General features: G+C 71.8%; 12 protein-coding genes and 1 pseudogene. 5 read left to right on the forward strand and 8 right to left on the reverse strand.

Annotation, left to right across the window (positions count from 1 at the left end):
• Nucleotides 1-20 precede the first annotated feature (20 nt).
• The gene (locus WMF36_RS23280; RefSeq protein ID WP_437581829.1) at nucleotides 21-1,034 is read left to right on the forward strand and encodes a chemotaxis protein CheB; all 1,014 of its coding nucleotides are present in this window, start codon (nucleotides 21-23) and stop codon (nucleotides 1,032-1,034) included.
• Between the two features lie 39 nt (nucleotides 1,035-1,073).
• Here the strand turns inward: WMF36_RS23280 and WMF36_RS23285 are convergent, their stop codons facing one another.
• On the reverse strand, nucleotides 1,074-1,835 hold the full coding sequence (locus tag WMF36_RS23285) for a Uma2 family endonuclease (RefSeq protein ID WP_437581830.1): 762 nt from the start codon (nucleotides 1,833-1,835) through the stop codon (nucleotides 1,074-1,076).
• Between the two features lie 258 nt (nucleotides 1,836-2,093).
• On the opposite strand from WMF36_RS23285, the pseudogene WMF36_RS23290 reads away from it, so the two are divergent.
• A pseudogene (locus WMF36_RS23290) lies at nucleotides 2,094-2,744 on the forward strand (DNA alkylation repair protein); the annotation flags it as partial.
• A 322-nt stretch (nucleotides 2,745-3,066) separates the two neighbouring features.
• Here WMF36_RS23290 and WMF36_RS23295 read toward each other — a convergent pair.
• Nucleotides 3,067-3,615, reverse strand: a complete 549-nt coding sequence (locus tag WMF36_RS23295; RefSeq protein ID WP_437581831.1) for a DUF892 family protein — start codon at nucleotides 3,613-3,615, stop codon at nucleotides 3,067-3,069.
• 419 nt (nucleotides 3,616-4,034) lie between these two features.
• Nucleotides 4,035-6,581, reverse strand: coding sequence for a DEAD/DEAH box helicase (locus WMF36_RS23300; protein ID WP_437581832.1), 2,547 nt, complete (start codon nucleotides 6,579-6,581; stop codon nucleotides 4,035-4,037).
• A gap of 301 nt (nucleotides 6,582-6,882) precedes the next feature.
• Here WMF36_RS23300 and WMF36_RS23305 point away from each other — a divergent pair, with 301 nt between their 5' ends.
• Together WMF36_RS23305 and WMF36_RS23310 are read left to right on the forward strand one after the other, a co-directional pair.
• A complete protein-coding gene (locus tag WMF36_RS23305; RefSeq protein ID WP_437581833.1) occupies nucleotides 6,883-9,705 on the forward strand; it encodes a PAS domain-containing hybrid sensor histidine kinase/response regulator in 2,823 nt (940 codons plus the stop codon).
• A 79-nt stretch (nucleotides 9,706-9,784) separates the two neighbouring features.
• Nucleotides 9,785-10,111: a rhodanese-like domain-containing protein gene (locus WMF36_RS23310; RefSeq protein WP_437581834.1), complete on the forward strand. Its 327-nt coding sequence runs from the start codon at nucleotides 9,785-9,787 to the stop codon at nucleotides 10,109-10,111.
• Nucleotides 10,112-10,314: 203 nt separating this feature from the next.
• Here WMF36_RS23310 and WMF36_RS23315 read toward each other — a convergent pair whose 3' ends face one another.
• The 3 genes from WMF36_RS23315 to WMF36_RS23325 form a co-directional block, all read right to left on the reverse strand.
• Nucleotides 10,315-10,638 (reverse strand): hypothetical protein, encoded by a 324-nt coding sequence (locus WMF36_RS23315; RefSeq protein ID WP_437494625.1) that lies wholly within the window; start codon nucleotides 10,636-10,638, stop codon nucleotides 10,315-10,317.
• Nucleotides 10,639-10,705: 67 nt separating this feature from the next.
• On the reverse strand, nucleotides 10,706-12,964 hold the full coding sequence (locus WMF36_RS23320; RefSeq protein WP_437581835.1) for a serine/threonine-protein kinase: 2,259 nt from the start codon (nucleotides 12,962-12,964) through the stop codon (nucleotides 10,706-10,708).
• A 106-nt stretch (nucleotides 12,965-13,070) separates the two neighbouring features.
• Nucleotides 13,071-13,379 carry an HNH endonuclease signature motif containing protein gene (locus WMF36_RS23325; protein WP_437581836.1) on the reverse strand — a complete coding sequence of 103 codons (309 nt, stop codon included), beginning with the start codon at nucleotides 13,377-13,379 and terminating at the stop codon, nucleotides 13,071-13,073.
• Between the two features lie 402 nt (nucleotides 13,380-13,781).
• Here WMF36_RS23325 and nudC point away from each other — a divergent pair, with 402 nt between their 5' ends.
• On the forward strand, nucleotides 13,782-14,624 hold the full coding sequence (gene nudC, locus WMF36_RS23330; protein WP_437581837.1) for an NAD(+) diphosphatase: 843 nt from the start codon (nucleotides 13,782-13,784) through the stop codon (nucleotides 14,622-14,624).
• Between the two features lie 54 nt (nucleotides 14,625-14,678).
• Here nudC and WMF36_RS23335 read toward each other — a convergent pair whose 3' ends face one another.
• Nucleotides 14,679-16,154, reverse strand: coding sequence for an MATE family efflux transporter (locus WMF36_RS23335; RefSeq protein ID WP_437581838.1), 1,476 nt, complete (start codon nucleotides 16,152-16,154; stop codon nucleotides 14,679-14,681).
• Nucleotides 16,155-16,282: 128 nt separating this feature from the next.
• The gene (locus tag WMF36_RS23340) at nucleotides 16,283-17,380 is read right to left on the reverse strand and encodes a Nif3-like dinuclear metal center hexameric protein (protein WP_437581839.1); all 1,098 of its coding nucleotides are present in this window, start codon (nucleotides 17,378-17,380) and stop codon (nucleotides 16,283-16,285) included.
• Nucleotides 17,381-17,823 lie beyond the last annotated feature (443 nt).

The raw sequence follows: 17,823 nt of genomic DNA on the forward strand, positions 1-17,823 counted from the left end.
TCTCCTCGACGAGGCCCACCGTGCCAGGACACGACATCATCACGATCGGGGCGTCGGCCGGGGGCGTGGAGGCGCTGATCGCGCTCATCGGAGGCCTGCCTTCGGATCTGCCGGCGGCGCTGTTCGTGGTCCTGCACCTGCCGCCGACGGCCCGGAGCATGCTCCCGCAGATCCTCGAGCGGACGACCCGGATGCCCGTGTCGGCCGCGGTCGGCGGCGCGCTGATCGAGCGGGGGCGCATCTACATCGCGCCGGTGGACAACCACCTGATGCTCGACGACGGCTTCGTGCGCGTGGTGCGCACAGCGAAGGAGAACGGCCACAGGCCGGCGGTGGATGCCCTGTTCCGGACCGCGGCCGAGGTGTACGGCCCGCGCGTCGTCGGCGTGGTGCTCTCCGGCATGCGCGACTGCGGTACCGCCGGCCTGCTGGAGATCAAGCGCCGGGGCGGGATCGCCGTGGTCCAGGATCCCAGGGACGCTCTGTTCCCGGAGATGCCGCAGAGCGCGCGCGACAACGTGCCCGTGGATCACTGCGTCCCCCTGGCGCGCCTCCCGCCGCTGCTGGCCGATCTGGTGCAGCAGAGCGCGGGAGAGGCGCCCGCGGAGGCGGAGTCGCCTCGCGGGCTCGTGGGGGAAAAGGTGGAGGCACCCGAGATTGAATTCACGTGTCCGGACTGCGGAGGCAACCTGACCCGGAACGGCGACGGCGCGACGCTCACCTTCCAGTGCAAGGTCGGCCATCGTTATTCCCCGGAGGGGCTGGAGGACGTGCAGGCGGACGCGCTCGAGGCGGCGCTGTGGGTCGCGCTCCGCACGATCGAGGACACCGCGGCGCTGGCGCACCGTATGGCGGCGCGCGCGGCGGAGCGGAACCAGCCGCACGTGAGGGCCCACTTCGAGGAGAAGGTCCGGGTGGCCGAGGAGCGGGGCGCCCTGGTGCGCCGGGCGCTGCTCGGCCCGGGCGGGGGGAACGGGGCTCCGTGGGCCCGGTCTCCGTGGGCCCGCGCCCGAGGCGCTCCTTGCAGCGGCTGAAGGGGTGAGCGCGGGCCGGGGCGGGCGGGCTCGACGGGGCTAGCGCGATTCGCCGCCGGGCAGCGTGCCGAACCGCTGCTCGTACTCGGCCAGCCGAGCGGCGAGCAGCTTCGCCTCGTCGTGCGCCGCGCGGGCCCGCTCGTCGGCGGCGCGCGCCTGCTCCTCGGCCGCCCGCGCCTGCTCCTCGCCCGTGGGCAACACACGCCCCTCGGCGTCGAGCCAGCGCAGCCAGTCGACCTCGAGGTTGTGGTAGGTGCCGCGGCGGACGCCGAGCCCGAGGTGCAGCCGCCGGCTCGCCACGTCGCCGTTCGCGCCGGGTGCGACGGGCGCGTAGGACATCGTGGCGAGCTCGAGCGCATACGCCTCGAGGACGCCCGTGAACGGATCGAACAGGTAGTACTCGGGCACGTGCAGGAGCTTGGCGTAGATCCGCATCTTGTCCGTGCGATCGACCTTCTCGGTGGTCTCGGAGAGCAGCTCGATCACGACGTCGGGCGTCCTTCCGTCCTCCTGCCAGACGACCCAGGACTTGCGCTCGCGCCTCACGGTGTCGAGCACCACGAAGACGTCCGGCCCGCGGAAGTCGTTCTTCTTCGCCTGGAGCTCGCTGAAGTAGATGGCCATGTTGCCGCTGACGAAGACGTCGTCGCGATCCTTCCAGGATAGCTCCAGCGCCTCGATGAGGAGGTCCATCTGCTGGCGGTGCCGTTGAGACTCCATCGGCTCTCCGTCGTCGTACGGCAGCTCGTCCTCGCCCGGCGGCCGGATCGGGACGAGCGAGGTGTCGCGCTCAAAGGCCATGCGTCGCTCCTTGCGGGAGAGTACCGCTGCTCGCCATCGCGGTCGAACCCGCCGCGGAGCGCACAGGTAGCACGGCGCCGCGACGGTCGCGACGGCGCTCGGCGACGGCCGCCCGCGGCGCCCAGGCCGCCGGCGCGACGCACAGGGTCGACGCCGCGGGCGCGCCCCGTGCCGCGTCGACAAGCTCGCCCCCCGAAGCGGTTTGCGCGAAAAAAGTTGGTGCGAGCGCGTAATGGACAGAAAGGTTAGGTGAGAGCCATGAATTTCACCGAGGTGATGCGCGAGCTCGAGCGGCTCGGCACCGAGCAGAACCGGAAAGTCTACCGGCGCCACGGCGCGACCGATCCGCTCTTCGGCGTGAGCTTCGCCCACATGAACACGCTGGAGAAGCGGATCAAGCGCGATCACGAGCTCGCCGAGGCGCTCTGGGCGACGGGCAACTCCGACGCGCGGACGCTGGCGGCGGCGATCGCCGATCCGGGGCGCTTCACCCGGGATCAGCTCGAGGCGTGGCTCGACGGCCTGCGCTCGCCGCTCCTCGTCGACCTCTTCGTGAAGCACATCGCCGCGAAGACGCCGTTCGCCCGCGAGGCGATGGCGCGCTGGACCGCATCGGACGACGAGTGGGTCGGCCGGGCGGGCTGGACGCTCCTCGGCGCGCTCGCGACCGGGGACCCGTCGCTGCCCGACAGCCTGTTCGAGGAGCGGCTCTCGGTGCTCGAGGCGTCGATCCACGAGGCCGGGAACCGCGCGCGGGAAGCGATGAACAGCGCGCTCATCGGCATCGGCTCGCGGAACGAGCCGCTGCGGGGAAAGGCGCTCACGGCGGCGAGGCGCATCGGCAAGGTCGACGTCGATCACGGCGAGACGAGCTGCAAGACGCCGGACGCGACCGCTTACATCCAGAAGGTATGGGCCACCCGGAAGCCGGCCGCCGCGCCGGCGGCCAAGCCGGCCAGGGCCGGCGCCGCAAAGCCGGATGCCGCCAAGCCGGCCAGGGCCGGCGCTGCGAAGCCAGCCAGGGCCGCCTCCGCCAGGCCGGACGCCGCCAAGCCGGCCAGGGCCGGCGCCGCAAAGCCGGCCGCCGCCAAGGCGGCCAGGAGGGTCAAGGCGCGCGACGGCGGCGACAAGGCCGCCCCCGCCGCGGAGAAACCGAAGCGCGGCGCATCGCCCCGCGCCGCCCCGCGCCGGGGCTGATCCCGAGGGCGCGCGCCGCCCGGCGCCGGGTCGGTCACGTCGGATGCGCCGCCGCGATGGCCTCGTCCGGCGGCCCGAGCAGCTCCTTGCGCGTGAGCCGCTCGACGACCTCGCGCGTGAGGATGAGGTGGTCCTCCTCCTCGTGCAGGCGGCGCCGGAGCTCGTCCCTCGCCTCGCCGTCGTCCGCCTCGTCGGCGAGCTCCAGCAGGAGCTCCCAGCCGGCGTTGTCGACGAGCTCCGCGGTGAGCAGCGCGTGGAAGAGGTGGGTCGGGTTCTGATCCCCGTCGAGCACCACCTGCTCGATGCCTTGCGACTCGATCGCGATCAGCCGCGACATCTCGGTCTCGGCGTGCGCGTCCCCGCCGAGCGCGCGGATCTGCGCCTCGAGCCACTCCTCGTGCTCCTTCTCCTGATCCCGATGGGTCTTGAGCTGGCCTAGCAGGTTCAGCAGGCCGGGATCGGCCGTCCGGCCCACCTTCTCCATGACGGAGTCGTAGAGCTTCACGCTCGCGCGCTCGAACGTCAGCCGCTCGTTGAGCAGGTCGATGGCCTTGTCCTTGTTCACCTGTGCAAGCTTCTGCATGGATGCCTCCGGCCGGGGCAGATGCGATTCGCAGGCCGCCGCGCTGCGGCGGGCGCACCGGCCCGGGCGCGCACCGCGGAGAGGTGCTCGGTCAGGTACTCCACGAGGGTGCGGTTCGCGAAATGGCTCGCCGCCGGCGACCGGTAGCGGTGCCGCTCGCCCGGGAACACGCCCCTGTCGAACCGCCGCCCGCGGCCATGAGCGCCTCGATCCTGTGGGCCGTGTGCGCGAAGTGCACGTTCTCATCCATGAGCCCGTGCATCAGGCAGAGCTGGAGGACACGTCGTATCGAGCGCGCTGCCTCTTCGGCGACGCTGCCTCTTCGGCGACGCTGCCTCTTCGGCGACGCTGCCTCTCCGGCGACGCTGCCTCTCCGGCGACGCTGATCCGCGTGTGCGCGCGCGTGGACCCGAGGCCCGTCAGCTCGCGACACGCCGGAGCACGATGACCGGGCGCCCCGCGTCGCGCGAGCGCTCGAGATCCACCTTGCAGTCGAGCATCCAGTCGTTGTGGTCGTCCGGATCGGCGATGATCTGCTGGACCGCCCAGGAGCCGCCGTCCTCGGCGGGCTGGATGATCGTGTTGCTCGGGCTCCGGGCCGCCGGGTCGGTGCGGATCGCGGCGTGCTCCGCGTGATATCCGCGGAGCGCCTCCTCCAGCCGATCGGCGGTCCACGGCGCCTCCTCGCCCTCGACCATCTCGGCGGCCACCTCGTAGTCGCGGCGGGACAGCGCGCGCAGGAAGAAGAACAGCTCGTTCCTGACGAGCACCGTGAACTCCTTGGTGTTGCGCGTGACGTCGAACGCGGTCGGCTCGACCGTGCCCGAGGCCCCCGCGCGCGGCTGGTACGACGGGTCGCGCAGCCGCTCCCACTCGTCGAGCAAGCTCGAGTCCACGCCGCGGATGAGCGCCCGGAAATAGGCGATCATATCGATCGTGTCGCTGTCCTTCGCGTAGTCGGGCACCGTCTGGACCAGCGCCTTGTACACCTCGGACACGTACCGGAGGAGCAACCCCTCCGCCCGCTCCAGGTTGTACTCGCGGATGTACTCGCCGAACGACAGGTACTGCTCGTACATCTCGCGCGCCACGCCCTTCGGCCGGATGTTCTCCTGCCCCACCCAGGGGTGCCGCCGCGCATAGTCGTTGAACGTCCCGTAGATGAACTCCCGGTTCGGCTTCGGATAATCGAGCTTGTCGAGCTCCTGCATCCGCTGCTCGTACTCCACCCCCGCCGCCTTGAGCTCCGCGAGCTTCTCCGTCTTCAGCCGATCGAGCTGCTTCTGCAGGATGAGCTCGGGGTTCTCCAGGATCGACTCGACGAGCGTGAGCAGATCGAGCGGATACGTGCCGCTCTCGGGATCCAGCTTGGCCACCGTCTCGAGGACATAGAGCGAGAGCGCGTGGTTCAGCGAGAAGTCCTCCTGGAGATCCGCGTTGATGCGGATACGCTTGCCAGGCCCGTCCTCCCTCGGGACGAACTCGATGATGCGCGCCTCCACGAGCGAGCGGAAGAGGAGCATCGCGGTCTTGCCGTGCTGCCGCCGGACCGCGGGCCGGTCGTGCGTGCTGCGGATGAGCCGCTTCAGCGCACGACACCCGCCCTCCTCGCGGCCGAGCACGTTGACCAGCAGGCCGTGCGTGACCTGGAACCGCGACACGAGCGGCTCGGGCGGCGACTGGATCAGCCGCTCGAACGTCGCTCGATCCCAGTGCACATAGCCCTTCTCCGGCGGCTTCTTCTTGACGATCTTCCGCCGCTTCGCCGGGTCGCTCCCCGCCTTCGCCTCGAGCCTCATGTTCTCGATGACGTGCTCCGGCGCCTGCGCCACGACGCTCCCCTGCGTGTCGAACCCCTTCCGGCCAGCCCGGCCGCTGATCTGCTGGAAGTCACGCACGCTCAGGACGGCCGTCTTCTCGCCGTCGAACTTGCAGAGCTTCGTGAACAGCACCGTGCGGATCGGGATATTGACGCCGACGCCGAGCGTGTCCGTGCCCGAGATGATCTTGAGATGCCCCTGCTGCGCCAGCTTCTCGACCAGGAGCCGGTACTTCGGCAAGAGCCCCGCGTGGTGGAGCCCGATGCCGTGCCTGACGAAGCGCTGCACCTCGCGGCCATAAGGGCTCGAGAACTTCACCCCGGCGAGGGCGGCGTGGATCGCCCGCTTCTCCTCCTTGGTGCAGTAGTCCTGGCTCATCAGGTTCTGCGCCTCCTCGGCGCAGGCCCGCTGGGTGAAGCTCACGATATAGATCGGCGCCTTGCCGTTCTTGGCGAGGTTCGCCACCGTCTCGTGGAGCGGCGTCTCGCGGTACTCGTAGTCGAGCGGGACCGGGCGCACCGTCGACTTGACGACGGCGGTCTGCTCGCCGGTGAGCCGCGTGATCTCCTCCTGGAAGAACTCGGTGCCTCCCAGCGTGGCGCTCATGAGCAAGTACCTCGCCTGAGGCAGCGTGAGCAGCGGGATCTGCCAGGCCGCCCCGCGGTCGCGATCCGAGTAGTAGTGGAACTCGTCCATGACCACGTAGTCACAGAGCGCCTTCTCACCCTCGCGGAGCGCGATGTTCGCGAGGATCTCCGCGGTGCAGCAGAGGATGGGCGCGTCGCGGTTCACCGCCGCGTCGCCGGTCAACATACCCACGTTCTCGGGGCCGAAGTCGTTGCAGAGCGAGAAGAACTTCTCGCTGACGAGCGCCTTGATCGGGCACGTGTAGTACGACTTCATGCCCTCGGCCATCGCCTTGAAGTGCATGGCGGCCGCGACGAGCGACTTGCCCGAGCCGGTCGGGGTGTTGAGGATGACGTTCTTGCCGCCGAAGATCTCGAGGATGGCCTCCTCCTGCGCCGGGTAGAGCTCGAGTCCCCGCTCGGCGACATAGTCGAGGAAGCCGTTCAAGAGATCGTCGGCCACGAAGTCGTGGGACGACGGCGGGAGGCGGGCGAGGAGCGGAGCAGCGGATTGATCCATGGCGGCTGGGACGCCCGTCAAGGGGGCGCCCCCTGCAGAAGCCTGGTTCCAGGGAAAAATGCAAGCAAACTCCTCCATGTCCCAGTCGGATTGCCCGGCTCCGCGCGAGACCCGGACGGAACGGACTCCGGGGACAGCCCCGGTGAGGCGAGGGCGTGGGCTCGATCCGGCTGCCATGCTGCCGCGCCCCGGCGTGTTCGTGATAGCGTGGCCGGACGAAACGGGGGAGCCGCGCGCGCACGTCCGGGGGACAGGTCGAGCGCGCCGGTGGCCGGAAGAGCGGAAGAGTAGACAGACAGCAATGGGGGAGAGCGCCGGACATCCGGCCTGGGCGGTACGCGGTCCGGGCAGGGGGAGCGTGCAGGTCGACGCGCCGAGCGGGCGGCTCCTGCGCATCAGCAGCTCGCTCTGCCAGCTGCTGGGCTACGCGGAGCGGGAGTTGCTCGAGAAGAAGCTGCTCGATCTGGCCCTGCCGGAGGACCGGGCAGGCGCGCAGGCGGCGTGGTGCTCGCTGCTCGACGCCGACGCGGAGGAGCTCACGTTCGAGATGCGCTGCCGCTGCAAGGACGGCGGCGTCCGCTCGCTCCAGATGACTGGCGTCTTGGTCCGCGACGCCCGGGGCCGACCGTATCGCGCGGTGGTGTTCGTCGAGGACATGACCGACCGGAGGCGCGCAGAGGAGCGGGCGCTCGCGGCGGAGCAGGCGCTGGCGGAGAGCGATGCCAGGCTGCGGAAGCTCTTCTACAGCAACATGGCCCCGATGGCTTTCTGGATGCCTGACGGGCGGATCGTCGAGGCGAACGACGCGTATCTGCGGCTCGTGGGCCACCCGCGGGAGGATCTCGCGGCCGACCTGGTCCGCTGGGATTCCGACCTGTTGCCGGAGGAGCGCCCCGCCGACGACCGTGCCCGGGCGGAGGTCCTGTCGAGCGGGTGGACGTTCACGCCCTTCGAGAGGACCTATGTGCGGCCCGACGGCACGCCGATAAAGATGCTCGTGAGCGGCTGTCTGCTGCCCCGGGGGCGGTTCGAGGACGGCGGCTTCGTGCTCGCGCTCGACATGACGCCGCTCCGGCGCGCGGAGGAGGCGTTCCGGCAGAGCGAGCGGGCCTTCCGCGCCATCGGGGAGTCCCTCGATTACGGCCTCTGGGTCACCGACCGCGAGGGCCGGAACGTCTATGCCAGCGAGGCGTTTCTGCGCATGACGGGGATGACCCAGGCGCAGTGCTCGGAGGACGGGTGGCTCAACGCGCTCCACCCCGACGACCGGCACAAGGTGGCGATCTTCGCGCGGTGCCTGCGGACGGGCGAGCCGTTCGAGGAAGAGCTCCGTTGTCTGGGCGCGGACGGCGCCGTCCACCCTGTCCTCGACCGGGCCGTCCCGATCCGCGACGAGCGGGGCGAGATCACCTCCTGGGTCGGCCTCTGTCTGGACATCAGCCGGCTCAAGCGCACGGAAGAGGCGCTGCGCGAGAGCGAGCGCCGGCTCCGCGCGGCGCTCGACGACGCGCGGCGGGTCATCGCCGAGCGCGAGCGCCTGGAGGACGAGCTCCGCCGGCGCGAGCGGCAGCTCACGTCGCTGATGGCGAGCTTGCCCGACGTGATCTTCCGGCTCGACCCGGAGATGCGGGTCACGTTCGCGACGTCCGCCGTCGAGGCGATGACCGGGTTCCCGCCCGAGCACTACCTCGGCAGGCACGCCGCCGACGCCGGCCTCCCGAGGGAGACGTGCGATGCCAGCGAGGTCGCGTGCCGGGAGGCCGCGAGGACGGGCAAGCCGCAGCGGATCGAGTTCAGCCTGGGGGAGCGGAGATACCGGACGCGCTTCATCGCCGAGCTCGGGCCCGACGGCGCGGTCGAGTCGTTCATGGGGATCACCGATGACGTCACCGCGGAGCGGCAGGCCGAGGAGGAGCGCCAGAAGCTGCTCGAGAGCGAGCGCGCCGCCCGCGACGAGGCGGAGCGCGTGAGCCGGGTCAAGGACGACTTCGTCGCGACGCTCTCGCACGAGCTACGCTCGCCCATCAACGCCATCCTGGGCTGGGCGCGCATCCTGCGGAGCCGGGCGCCGGAGCCGCAGGCGCTCGCGCGGGGGCTCGAGGTCATCGAGCGCAACGCGCGGCTCCAGGCCGACATGGTCTCCGAGCTGCTCGACATGAGCCGGATCGTGTCGGGGAAGCTGCGGCTCGACGTCCAGCCGGTCGATCTGCAGGGGGTCCTCCAGAGCGCGCTCGAGGCGATCAAGCTCGCGGCCGAGGCCAAGGGGATCGCGATCCACGCGAGCGTCGATCCCGAGGCGAGCTCGCTCCGGGGCGACCCTGCGCGGATCCACCAGATCGCCTGGAACCTCCTGTCGAACGCCGTGAAGTTCACGCCGGCGGGCGGTCGGATCGACGTCGCGCTGCGGCGCGCCGGCGCGCACGCCGAGCTGTCGGTGACCGACACCGGCCCGGGCATCGCCCCGCAGTTCCTGCCGCACCTGTTCGAGCGCTTCCGGCAGGCGGATGCGTCCTCGACGAGGAAGCACGGCGGGCTCGGCATCGGGCTCTCGGTCGTGAAGCACCTGGTCGAGCTGCACGGCGGCACGGTGGGGGTCGCGAGCCCGGGCGAGGGCCGGGGCGCGACGTTCACGGTGAGGCTGCCGCTCGCCGGCGTCTCGCAGCGGGCGCCCGGCGCGACGCAGCGGGCCACCTCGGCGCGCGCCGAGGCGCTGGCCGACTACCCGGCGGCCGATCTCACCGGCGTGCGGGTGCTGGTGGTCGACGACCAGCCCGACGCGCGCGAGGTCGCCCAGCGCGTGCTGGAGGAGTGCGCGGCGAGCGTCACGACGGCGGCGTCGGCCGCCGAGGCGATGGCCACGCTGGAGCGGGAGCGGCCCGACGTCCTCGTCAGCGACCTCGGGATGCCGGGCGAGGACGGCTTCCAGCTCATCCGCCGGATGCGGGGCCTCGGCGAGGCGCGCGGAGGCGCGACGCCGGCCGTCGCGCTGAGCGCGCTGGCGCGGGCCGAGGACCAGGCGCGGGCGCTCGGCGCGGGGTACCAGGCGCACGTCGCGAAGCCGCTGGATCCGGCGGAGCTCGTGGGGGTGGTCGCGGCGCTCGTCAGGGAGCGGGCGGCGATGTGAGAGGCGGTTGTTCCCGGGGAGCTCTTTGGATAGGTAGAGGCGTTTACGGTATCATTCCGGGGGCGATCGCGAGCAGACCATGGTCCAGCAGATTTCCGTGAAAGAGCTCTTTCTGAAGCTGAAGGCGAGGGAGCCCGTGGTCCTCCTCGACGTGCGCACGCCCGGCGAGCACGAGATCGCCGCGCTGCCGGACAGCACGCTGATCCCGCTGAGCGAGCTCGCCGAGCGCGCGGACGAGGTCGCGCCCGCCGAGGGCGCGCTGGTCGTCGCGTACTGCCACCACGGCGTCCGGAGCCTCTCGGCCGCCGCGATCCTCGAGAAGCTCGGCCACGAGCGCGTCGCCTCGCTCCAGGGCGGCATCGACGCGTGGTCGATCCACATCGACGAGAGCATTCCGCGGTACTGACGCGGGGCGCGGGCGCGGGCAGGGCTAGGACCGCGGGTCAGAAATCTGCCAGGGATCTGCCTCGCGAGCGAAGAGAGATTTCAACGCAAAGACGCCAAGAGCGCAAAGACGCAAAAATGACCGAGATTTGTTCTTTTTGCGACTTTGCGACTTTGCGTTGAAATCTCTCTCCGGATCCCTGGCCGGACTTCTGGCGGGCGGAACTAGTTGAGGGAGGCGGCGCCGAGCCGGAAGTAGAGCTTTCGGCGCGCGCCGCACGCGCTGCAGGCGACCTGCGCGACGCGGAGGCGGACGCCGTCGAGCGTCTCGGCCGTGTGGTCCTCCATGCGGAGGGCGCCGCGGCAGCGCGGGCACGGGATCGACCGCGCGGCCACCTCGACCTGCGAGGCCGCGTCGAGCGCGATGGCGCGCCCGGGGGAGTGGCCCGGCTCGAGCAGCGCGAGCCGCTCGATGTCGCGGGTGAGCTTCGCCGACGTGCGATCGCTTTCGCGCCGGGTGGCGCGGGCCGAGAGCTTCTTCTTCGCCATGATGCCTGTCCCTGCGGCCCGCCCGGTGCGGCGAGGCCGACCCGCGCGCGGGGAACGCGGGGCTGGTCTACCGCTTGTCGCGGATCGGCTCCAGGCCCTCGTACACGTCCTCGCCGCCTCCGCCGTACACGTCCCTCTCCGGCGAGAGGGGGCCCGAGCGCGAGGGCGCGAGGGTGCCGGGCCGCCGCACCTTGTGAGGCCGGACCGCCAGCGGGCGTTGTTCGGGGACGGCTGAGGGGTCGGGCGTCGTGGCGGCGGCGTCGGCGGCCCACGCGGAGGACGTGTCGGCCACGGCCGGCTCCGCAGGTTGCGCGAGCGCTTTCGGGGCCGCTGCGCGCTCGACGTCGGAGGGCGCTGGCACGGGCGTGCTGAACGGAGCGGGGCCGGCCGTACTCGCGAGGGTCATCGGCGCGCCTTGGCCCGACGGCGAGCTGGCGGCCGACGCCGCGTCCGAGCTCCCGGGCCGGCGCGCCGCGCCGAGCGCTACCGCGGCGAGCAGAACGGCGGCGGCTGCGATCCACGCGCCCGCGTTGCGGCGCCAGCGGAACGCGCGGGTGCGCCACCGATCGCGGCGGCGTTCGGTCCCGTCGTGCGTGCTCCCGGCGATCTCCGTCCCGTCGGGCTGGGTCAGCGGCACCGCCCGCTCGCTCCCCTCGAGCTGCATCAGCGGCACCGCTCGCGTGCCGCCCTCGAGCTGCATCCGCGGCGCCCCCCGCTTGCGCGCCATCGTCAGCGTGGGGAAGTCGTCGCGCGCCATCGTCAGCGTGGGGCCGTCCTCGCGCGCCATCGCCAGCGTGGGGCCGTCCTCGCGCGCCATCGCCAGCGTGGGGCCGTCCTCGCGCGCCATCGCCAGCGTGGGGCCGTCCTCGGAGGCCACCTTCAGCGCGGCACCGCTGTCCTGCGCCACCTTCAGCGCGAAAACGCTCCCCTGCACCATCTTCAGTGCGAGGCCGTCCTCGCGCGCCATCGTCAGCGTGGGGCCGTCCTCGGGAGCCACCCCGGACGAGGGCCGGTCGTTCCGCACCATCTTCAGCGTGGGCCTGCTGTCCTGCGCCGGGGTCGTGGGGCCGCTGCTCCGCGCCGGGGTCAGCGTGGGCCGGTCCTCGGCGGGCACGATGGGGAGCGTGCGACGCTCGCTGGACGGGGCATCGCTGCTGGAGGGGGGAACGACCGCAGCGCCCTGGCTGGGCAGGGTGGTCAGGTGGTCGCCGGCGCCGGGCGCGACCACCGTGGAGCAGCGACCTCGCCCCGCGTCCGCGCCTGGGTCGGCATCCGGTTGCGGCAGGGTCGACGACGCGCCCTGGTCGTCGTTGCCCGGGGCCGGAAGCGTGGTCGCGACGCCGTCGCCCGAGGGCCCGAGCGGCCGTGACGAGGGAAAGGCCCTGCCCCGGGCGATCGCCGCGATCTGCGCCAGAGCGCGGGCAGAGTGCTCCGTACCGAACGGCGCGAGCTCGCGGCAGAGCTCCGCCACGCTCTGGACGCGCAGCTCCGGCTCTTTCTCGAGGCAGCGCAGGATGATGTCCTCGAGCTGGGCCGGCAGATCCATCCGGTGCACCCGCGGCGGCGTGGGCGCCTGCGTCACGATGGCGACAAAGAGCGCCGAGAGCTTGGACGCATCGAAGGGAAACCGCGCCGTCAGGAGCTGATAAAGAATGATGCCGAGCGACCAGAGATCGGTGCGCGCGTCGACGTGCTTCGAGCACCGCACCTGCTCCGGCGACATGTAGCAAGGGGAGCCGAGCATCATCTCCGACGCCGTGAGCTTGCCGTCGTCCTCGGGAGCGGCCGACTTGGAGAGGCCGAAATCGAGCACCTTGACGATGGGCGCGCCGGTCGCGCCGGTCGTGAGGAAGAGATTCCCCGGCTTCAGGTCCCGATGGATGATGTCTCGCGCGTGCGCCTCCGCGACGGCCTCGCAGCCCTGGATCACGTAATCGACCGCCTCGGACACGGGCAAGGGGCCGCGCGAGTCGAGCTCCTGCTGGAGATCGCGGCCGCGCAGGTACTCCATGACGAGGTAGGGGATGCCGAGCTCGGCCGTGCCTACGTCGATGACGCGGGCGACGTGCTCGCTCCGGATCGCCGCCGCGGCGCGCGCCTCGCGCAGAAAGCGGGCGCTGGCGCCGGGCAGCGTCATCGTGCGGGGGAGGAGGAACTTGACGGCCACGCGCTGGCGCAGCGAGATGTGCTCCGCGGCGAAGATGGCGCCCATGGCGCCTCGGCCGAGGCTGCGCTCGAGGCGGTATTTCTGCGCGAAGACCTCGCCTATCGCTGGGATGCCCGCCGTCGACGCGGGGGCATCCGGTTTCGATGGCCCGACCTCCATCGGCACACTATAGCCGCGCTCACATTTTTTTTGGCACGAAGATGCGGGGCGTCGGCGGCGGAGGCGGCGAAATGCGGGGGCAACGGAACGCGGTCGCCGCCGATGATCAGCATGGGACGCGGGACGCCTCCGACCACGCGAGGAGCGCGCGTCCCGCGCCATCGAGCTCCGCCAGCGAGCGCAACTCAGACACCAAGGCGCTCCGCGAGCAGGGTCCAGCGCCGGCGTACCTGTTCCACGTCGTTGTCCGCGTCGTTCGAGCTATCCAATCCCCGGTCTCCCCATCGATGGAAGCCAGATCGGTCCCTTTGTGCTTGTTGCACAGGACGCAAGAGAGGGCGAGATTCTCAGGTAGGGTCGCGCCACCATGCTTCAGCGCGACGAGGTGATCGACCTCGTGCGCCGCCAGGGTCATCTGCTCCGGGATGGCGATCGCCGGCCCATCCCCTGCCCTGCAAGGCCCTCCCTGCCCCTCGTCATCGGGCTGTTGTTCGATTCATCCGAAAGCGCCCGCTCCGACACGCGATTCTCTGGAGCCGAGGCGTGTTCATCCAGAATCCACAGACGATTCTCTGGATCCGACGCGTGATCACCCAAAATCAACAGACAATTCTCTGGATCCTGGGCGCGATCACCCAGAATCCACAGACGATTCTCTGGATCCGACGCGTGCTTCCCCAGATCCGACAGGCCCGCGCGCCCGCCCGAGGCGCTAAGCTCTCCCGCATGCACCCGATCGGCTCTCCAGCAGGCGGACATCGCGCAGCGCAGGCCCTCGCAGCGGAGCCCGCGCGGGCTCGCGGGCGGGCGTGACGCCATGCCGCCCGCCCGTTTCCGCCCCGGGATCGGCCGCCCGGGCGCGCCGCCCGCCGAGATCGCGTGGTTCGCGTTCCACGGCGACGAGCTCCTCGTCCGCGCGCGCGTGCCGGCCGACGGCGGCGGTGAATTCGACGTCCCCGTCGCGGCCGATCTCGCCCGGCTCGGGGTCCTCGTCGTGCGCGACCAGCCGCTCGGCGAGCTCGACGGGCGCCCCTGCCGCTCGGCGGAGCTCGCGCCGGGCTCGCCGGCGCCCGAGGGGCACGCCTATGTCTCGCTGCGGCGCCTCCACGGGCGCATCGATCCGGAGCTGTTCGACCTGGCGGGCACGGCGTACCAGGTGCAGCACTGGGACAGGGCGCACCAGTACTGCGCGGCGTGCGGCGCCGAGCTCGAGGGCGGGCAGGACGAGCGGGTCAAGCGCTGCGGCCGCTGCGCGAGCAACTACTTCCCCCGGATCACGCCTGCGACGATCGTGCTCGTCGAGGACGGCCCGCGCCTGCTCATGACGCGGCAGGCGCGGTTCCCTGCGGGCATGTACGGCCTCGTGGCCGGCTTCGTCGAGCCCGGCGAGACGCTGGAGGCGTGCGTCGCGCGCGAGGTCCACGAGGAGACGGGCGTCGACATCGCCGACATCGCCTATTTCGGCAGCCAGCCGTGGCCCTTCCCTCACCAGATCATGGTCGGCTTCACCGCGCGCTACACGGGCGGCGAGCTCCGCGTCGACACGCGCGAGCTCGAGGACGCGCGCTGGTTCCACCGCGACGCGCTCCCGCTGCTGCCGCCGCCGCTCAGCATCGCCCGCAAGCTCATCGACGCCTGGCTCGCCCGCCCCGCGCGGTAGCGGCGGCGGCGCGGCGGCGCGTCCGAGGGGCGCTCCCGCGCGCGGTGACGCCCCTCAGACGCGGCGCTGCTTCCAGGCGCCGCGGCGGAACATGAGCCAGCCCGCGACCGCGAGCGTCGAGAACGCCACGGCGATCGCGATGGGCACGCCCGCCGAGCCGATCCCCGCGGCGCGCGAGAGCCCCCAGCCGAGCGGGATCTCCCAGAGCCAGAAGCAGGCGAAGTTCAGCATCGTGGGCGTCCACGTGTCGCCGGCGCCGTTGAACGCCTGCGTGAACACGATGCCGAAGCCGTAGAACAGGAACCCGCACGCCACGATCCGCAGCGTCTGCGTGCCGGCCCGGAGCACCTCGACATCGTCCGTGAACGCGCCGACGATCGCGCCGGCGGCCACCGCGAAGACCAGGCCGACCGCGCCGAGCATGACCGTGGTCCAGAGGCCCGCGCGGTAGACGGCGGCCTCGGCCCGCTCGGGGCGCCCGGCCCCGAGGTTCTGCCCCACCATCGTCGCGGCGGCGTTCGCGAGCCCGAACGCCGGCAGGAGCGCGAACGCGATGACCCGCATCCCGATCGTGTAGCCGGCGAGCACCGCGCTCCCGAACGGGGCGAGGATGCGCACCATGCCGATCCAGCTCGCCGTGCCGATGAGCGCCTGCAAGGCGCCGTTCGCGAAGAGGCGGAGCAGCGCCGCGAGCGCCGTCGGATCGGGGACGAGGTGCCGCGCCTTCACCTTCACGCGACCGCCGCCGCGCGCGAGCAGGAAGACCTGCAGCGCGACGCCGGTCCCGCGGCCGAGCGTCGTCCCGACCGCCGCGCCGGTCACGCCGAGCTCCGGGAACGGACCGAGGCCGAAGATGAAGCACGGGCCGAGCGCCATGTTCAGCGCGTTCGAGAGCCAGAGCACCCGCATCGACAGCGCCGCGTCGCCGGCCCCGCGGAAGATCGCGTTCATGACGAACAGCATCAGGATCGTCGCGTTGCCGAGCAGCATGATCGAGGCGAACGGCGTGCCGGTCGCGATCACCCCGGCGGTCGCCCCCATCGCCTCGAGCAGCCGCGACGCGAGCAGCCCGCCGGCCGCCGCGATGGGCAACGAGGCGACGAGCCCGAGCAGGATCGCCTGCCCCGCCATGGCGGCCGCCTCCTCGTGGCGCCCCTCGCCGACCCGCCGCGCGACCGTCGAGGACGCCGCGACCGAGAGGCCGAGCCCGAGGGCGTACACCACCGCGAGGAGCGACTCCGTGAGCCCGACGGCGGCGACCGCGTCGGCGCCGAGCCGCGACACCCAGAAGACGTCGACCACGACGAAGAGCGACTCCATGAGCATCTCCATGACCATGGGGATCGCGAGCAGGACGATCGCCCGGTCGATGGAGCCCTTGGTGAAGTCGTGCCCGCTGCCGCTCACCGCGTCGCGGAGCGTCGACCAGACGCCGGCGCCGCGGCGCAGGCCGGGCGAGGGCGCATCGGGCTCCGCGCCCGGGTCATCCGCGCGCAGGTCGCGGGCAGGAGGCGTGGCATCGTCGCGCATGGGGCGAGCAGGCTGTTCGCGGGTGCGCGCCTCGTCCAGCGCCTTCGCGGGTCCGAGCGCCCGTCCTCGAGGGGCAGCCAGACTTACCGGTCCTCTCCGCGTTCCCCTTTCCCGGGTTCGCCGCGCCGTCAGCGGATCGAGAACGGATCCCGGTCGCGCGCGCTGAGCTCGACGCGGAGCGACGGCAGCTCGGCGCGGAGGCGCTCGGCCAGGCGCTTCAGCGCGGCGCGCTCGCTGTTCGAGTGCAGCGCGCACACCACGGTGACGCCCGCGCTCGCCGCGCGCAGGGCGTCGTGGTGGCGCAGCTCGCCGGTCAGGTAGAGCTCGGCGCCCTGCGCGATCGCGTCGTCGAGGAGCGCGCCGCCCGCGCCGGCGCACGTCGCCGCGCGGGAGACGGCGCGCTGCTCGGGGCCGGCCACGAGCAGCGCGTCGACCCCCAGAGCCTCCTTGATGCGGCCGAGCAGCTCGCCGACGGGCGCGGCGCCGGCGAGCGGCCCGATCCGGCCGATGCCGGCCCGCAGCGGCTCCACGGCGAGCTCGACGAGGTCGAACGCCACCTCCTCGTAGGGGTGCGCGGCGCGCATCGCCTGCAGGACCTCCTCGGTCCGATGGCGCGGAAACACCATCTCCAGCCGCACCTCGGTGACGCGCTCGAGCCGGCCCTTCTCGCCCACGGTGGGGTTCGTGCCCTCCTCGCCGAAGAACGTGCCCGTCCCGACCGTGCGGAAGCTGCAGCGCGAGTACCGGCCGATCCGGCCCGCGCCCGCCTCGGCGAGGGCGTCGGCCACGGCGTCGACGTGATCCTCCGGGACGAAGACGACGAGCTTGTGCTGCCACGCTTTCGACGGCGCCCGCCTGAGCGGCGCGCGTTCCCCGGACATCCCGAGCGCGTCCGCCAGGACGTCGTTGGTGCCGCCCTCGGCGACGTCGAGCGCGGTGTGGGGCGAATACAGCGCGATGCCGTCGCGGATCGCCGCGAAGACGGGGCTCGGCGCGACGACGCGCTTCACGGCCTCGAAGAGCGGCGGATGGTAGGCGACGACGAGATCGCAGCCGAGATCGCGCGCCTCCTGCGCGACCTCGGGGGTGTAGTCGATGGCGAGGAGCGCCGCCGACGCGGGCCGCGCCGGGTCGCCCGCCAGCAGGCCCACGTTGTCCCAGGGCTCGGCGAATCGGAGCGGGGCGATCGACTCCAGCGCGGCGATGACGTCTTGGAGGAGGGTCATGCGCGCATCTATACCAGCGGCGGCGGCGGCGGCGGCGGCGGAGCCAGCGAGCCAGCGAGCCAGCGAGCGACGGTAGAGCCGCCGTGTCGTGCGTCGAGCTCTGAGTGCGCCAGTAGACCCACACCGACTCCGGCGCTCTCACTGGAGGACTCACGCGTTCACCCTCGACCACGGATTGCCACCCTCGCGACAAAGCGCGCAGAATGCCGGCCCAAATCGCTCGAGCGGCCGAGCACAAGCGCCCTGCGCCAGATCACGTGCTGACGCTGGGTGGTGTTTTCATGTCCATTCAGGATCTCTCGCGATCCATGCCAATCACGCAAACATCATATCTGATTGGATCATCGGCCGCCCTCACGTGATTGTTCCACCGAGAGAGGCGAGCTGCCCGTGTCAAGCCGGGAGCACGACTGTGGCCGCGAATTTGCTTTGATGGGAAAGGC

It is taken from the genome of Sorangium sp. So ce887, assembly GCF_051521455.1.
Lineage (GTDB): Bacteria > Myxococcota_A > Polyangia > Polyangiales > Polyangiaceae > Sorangium.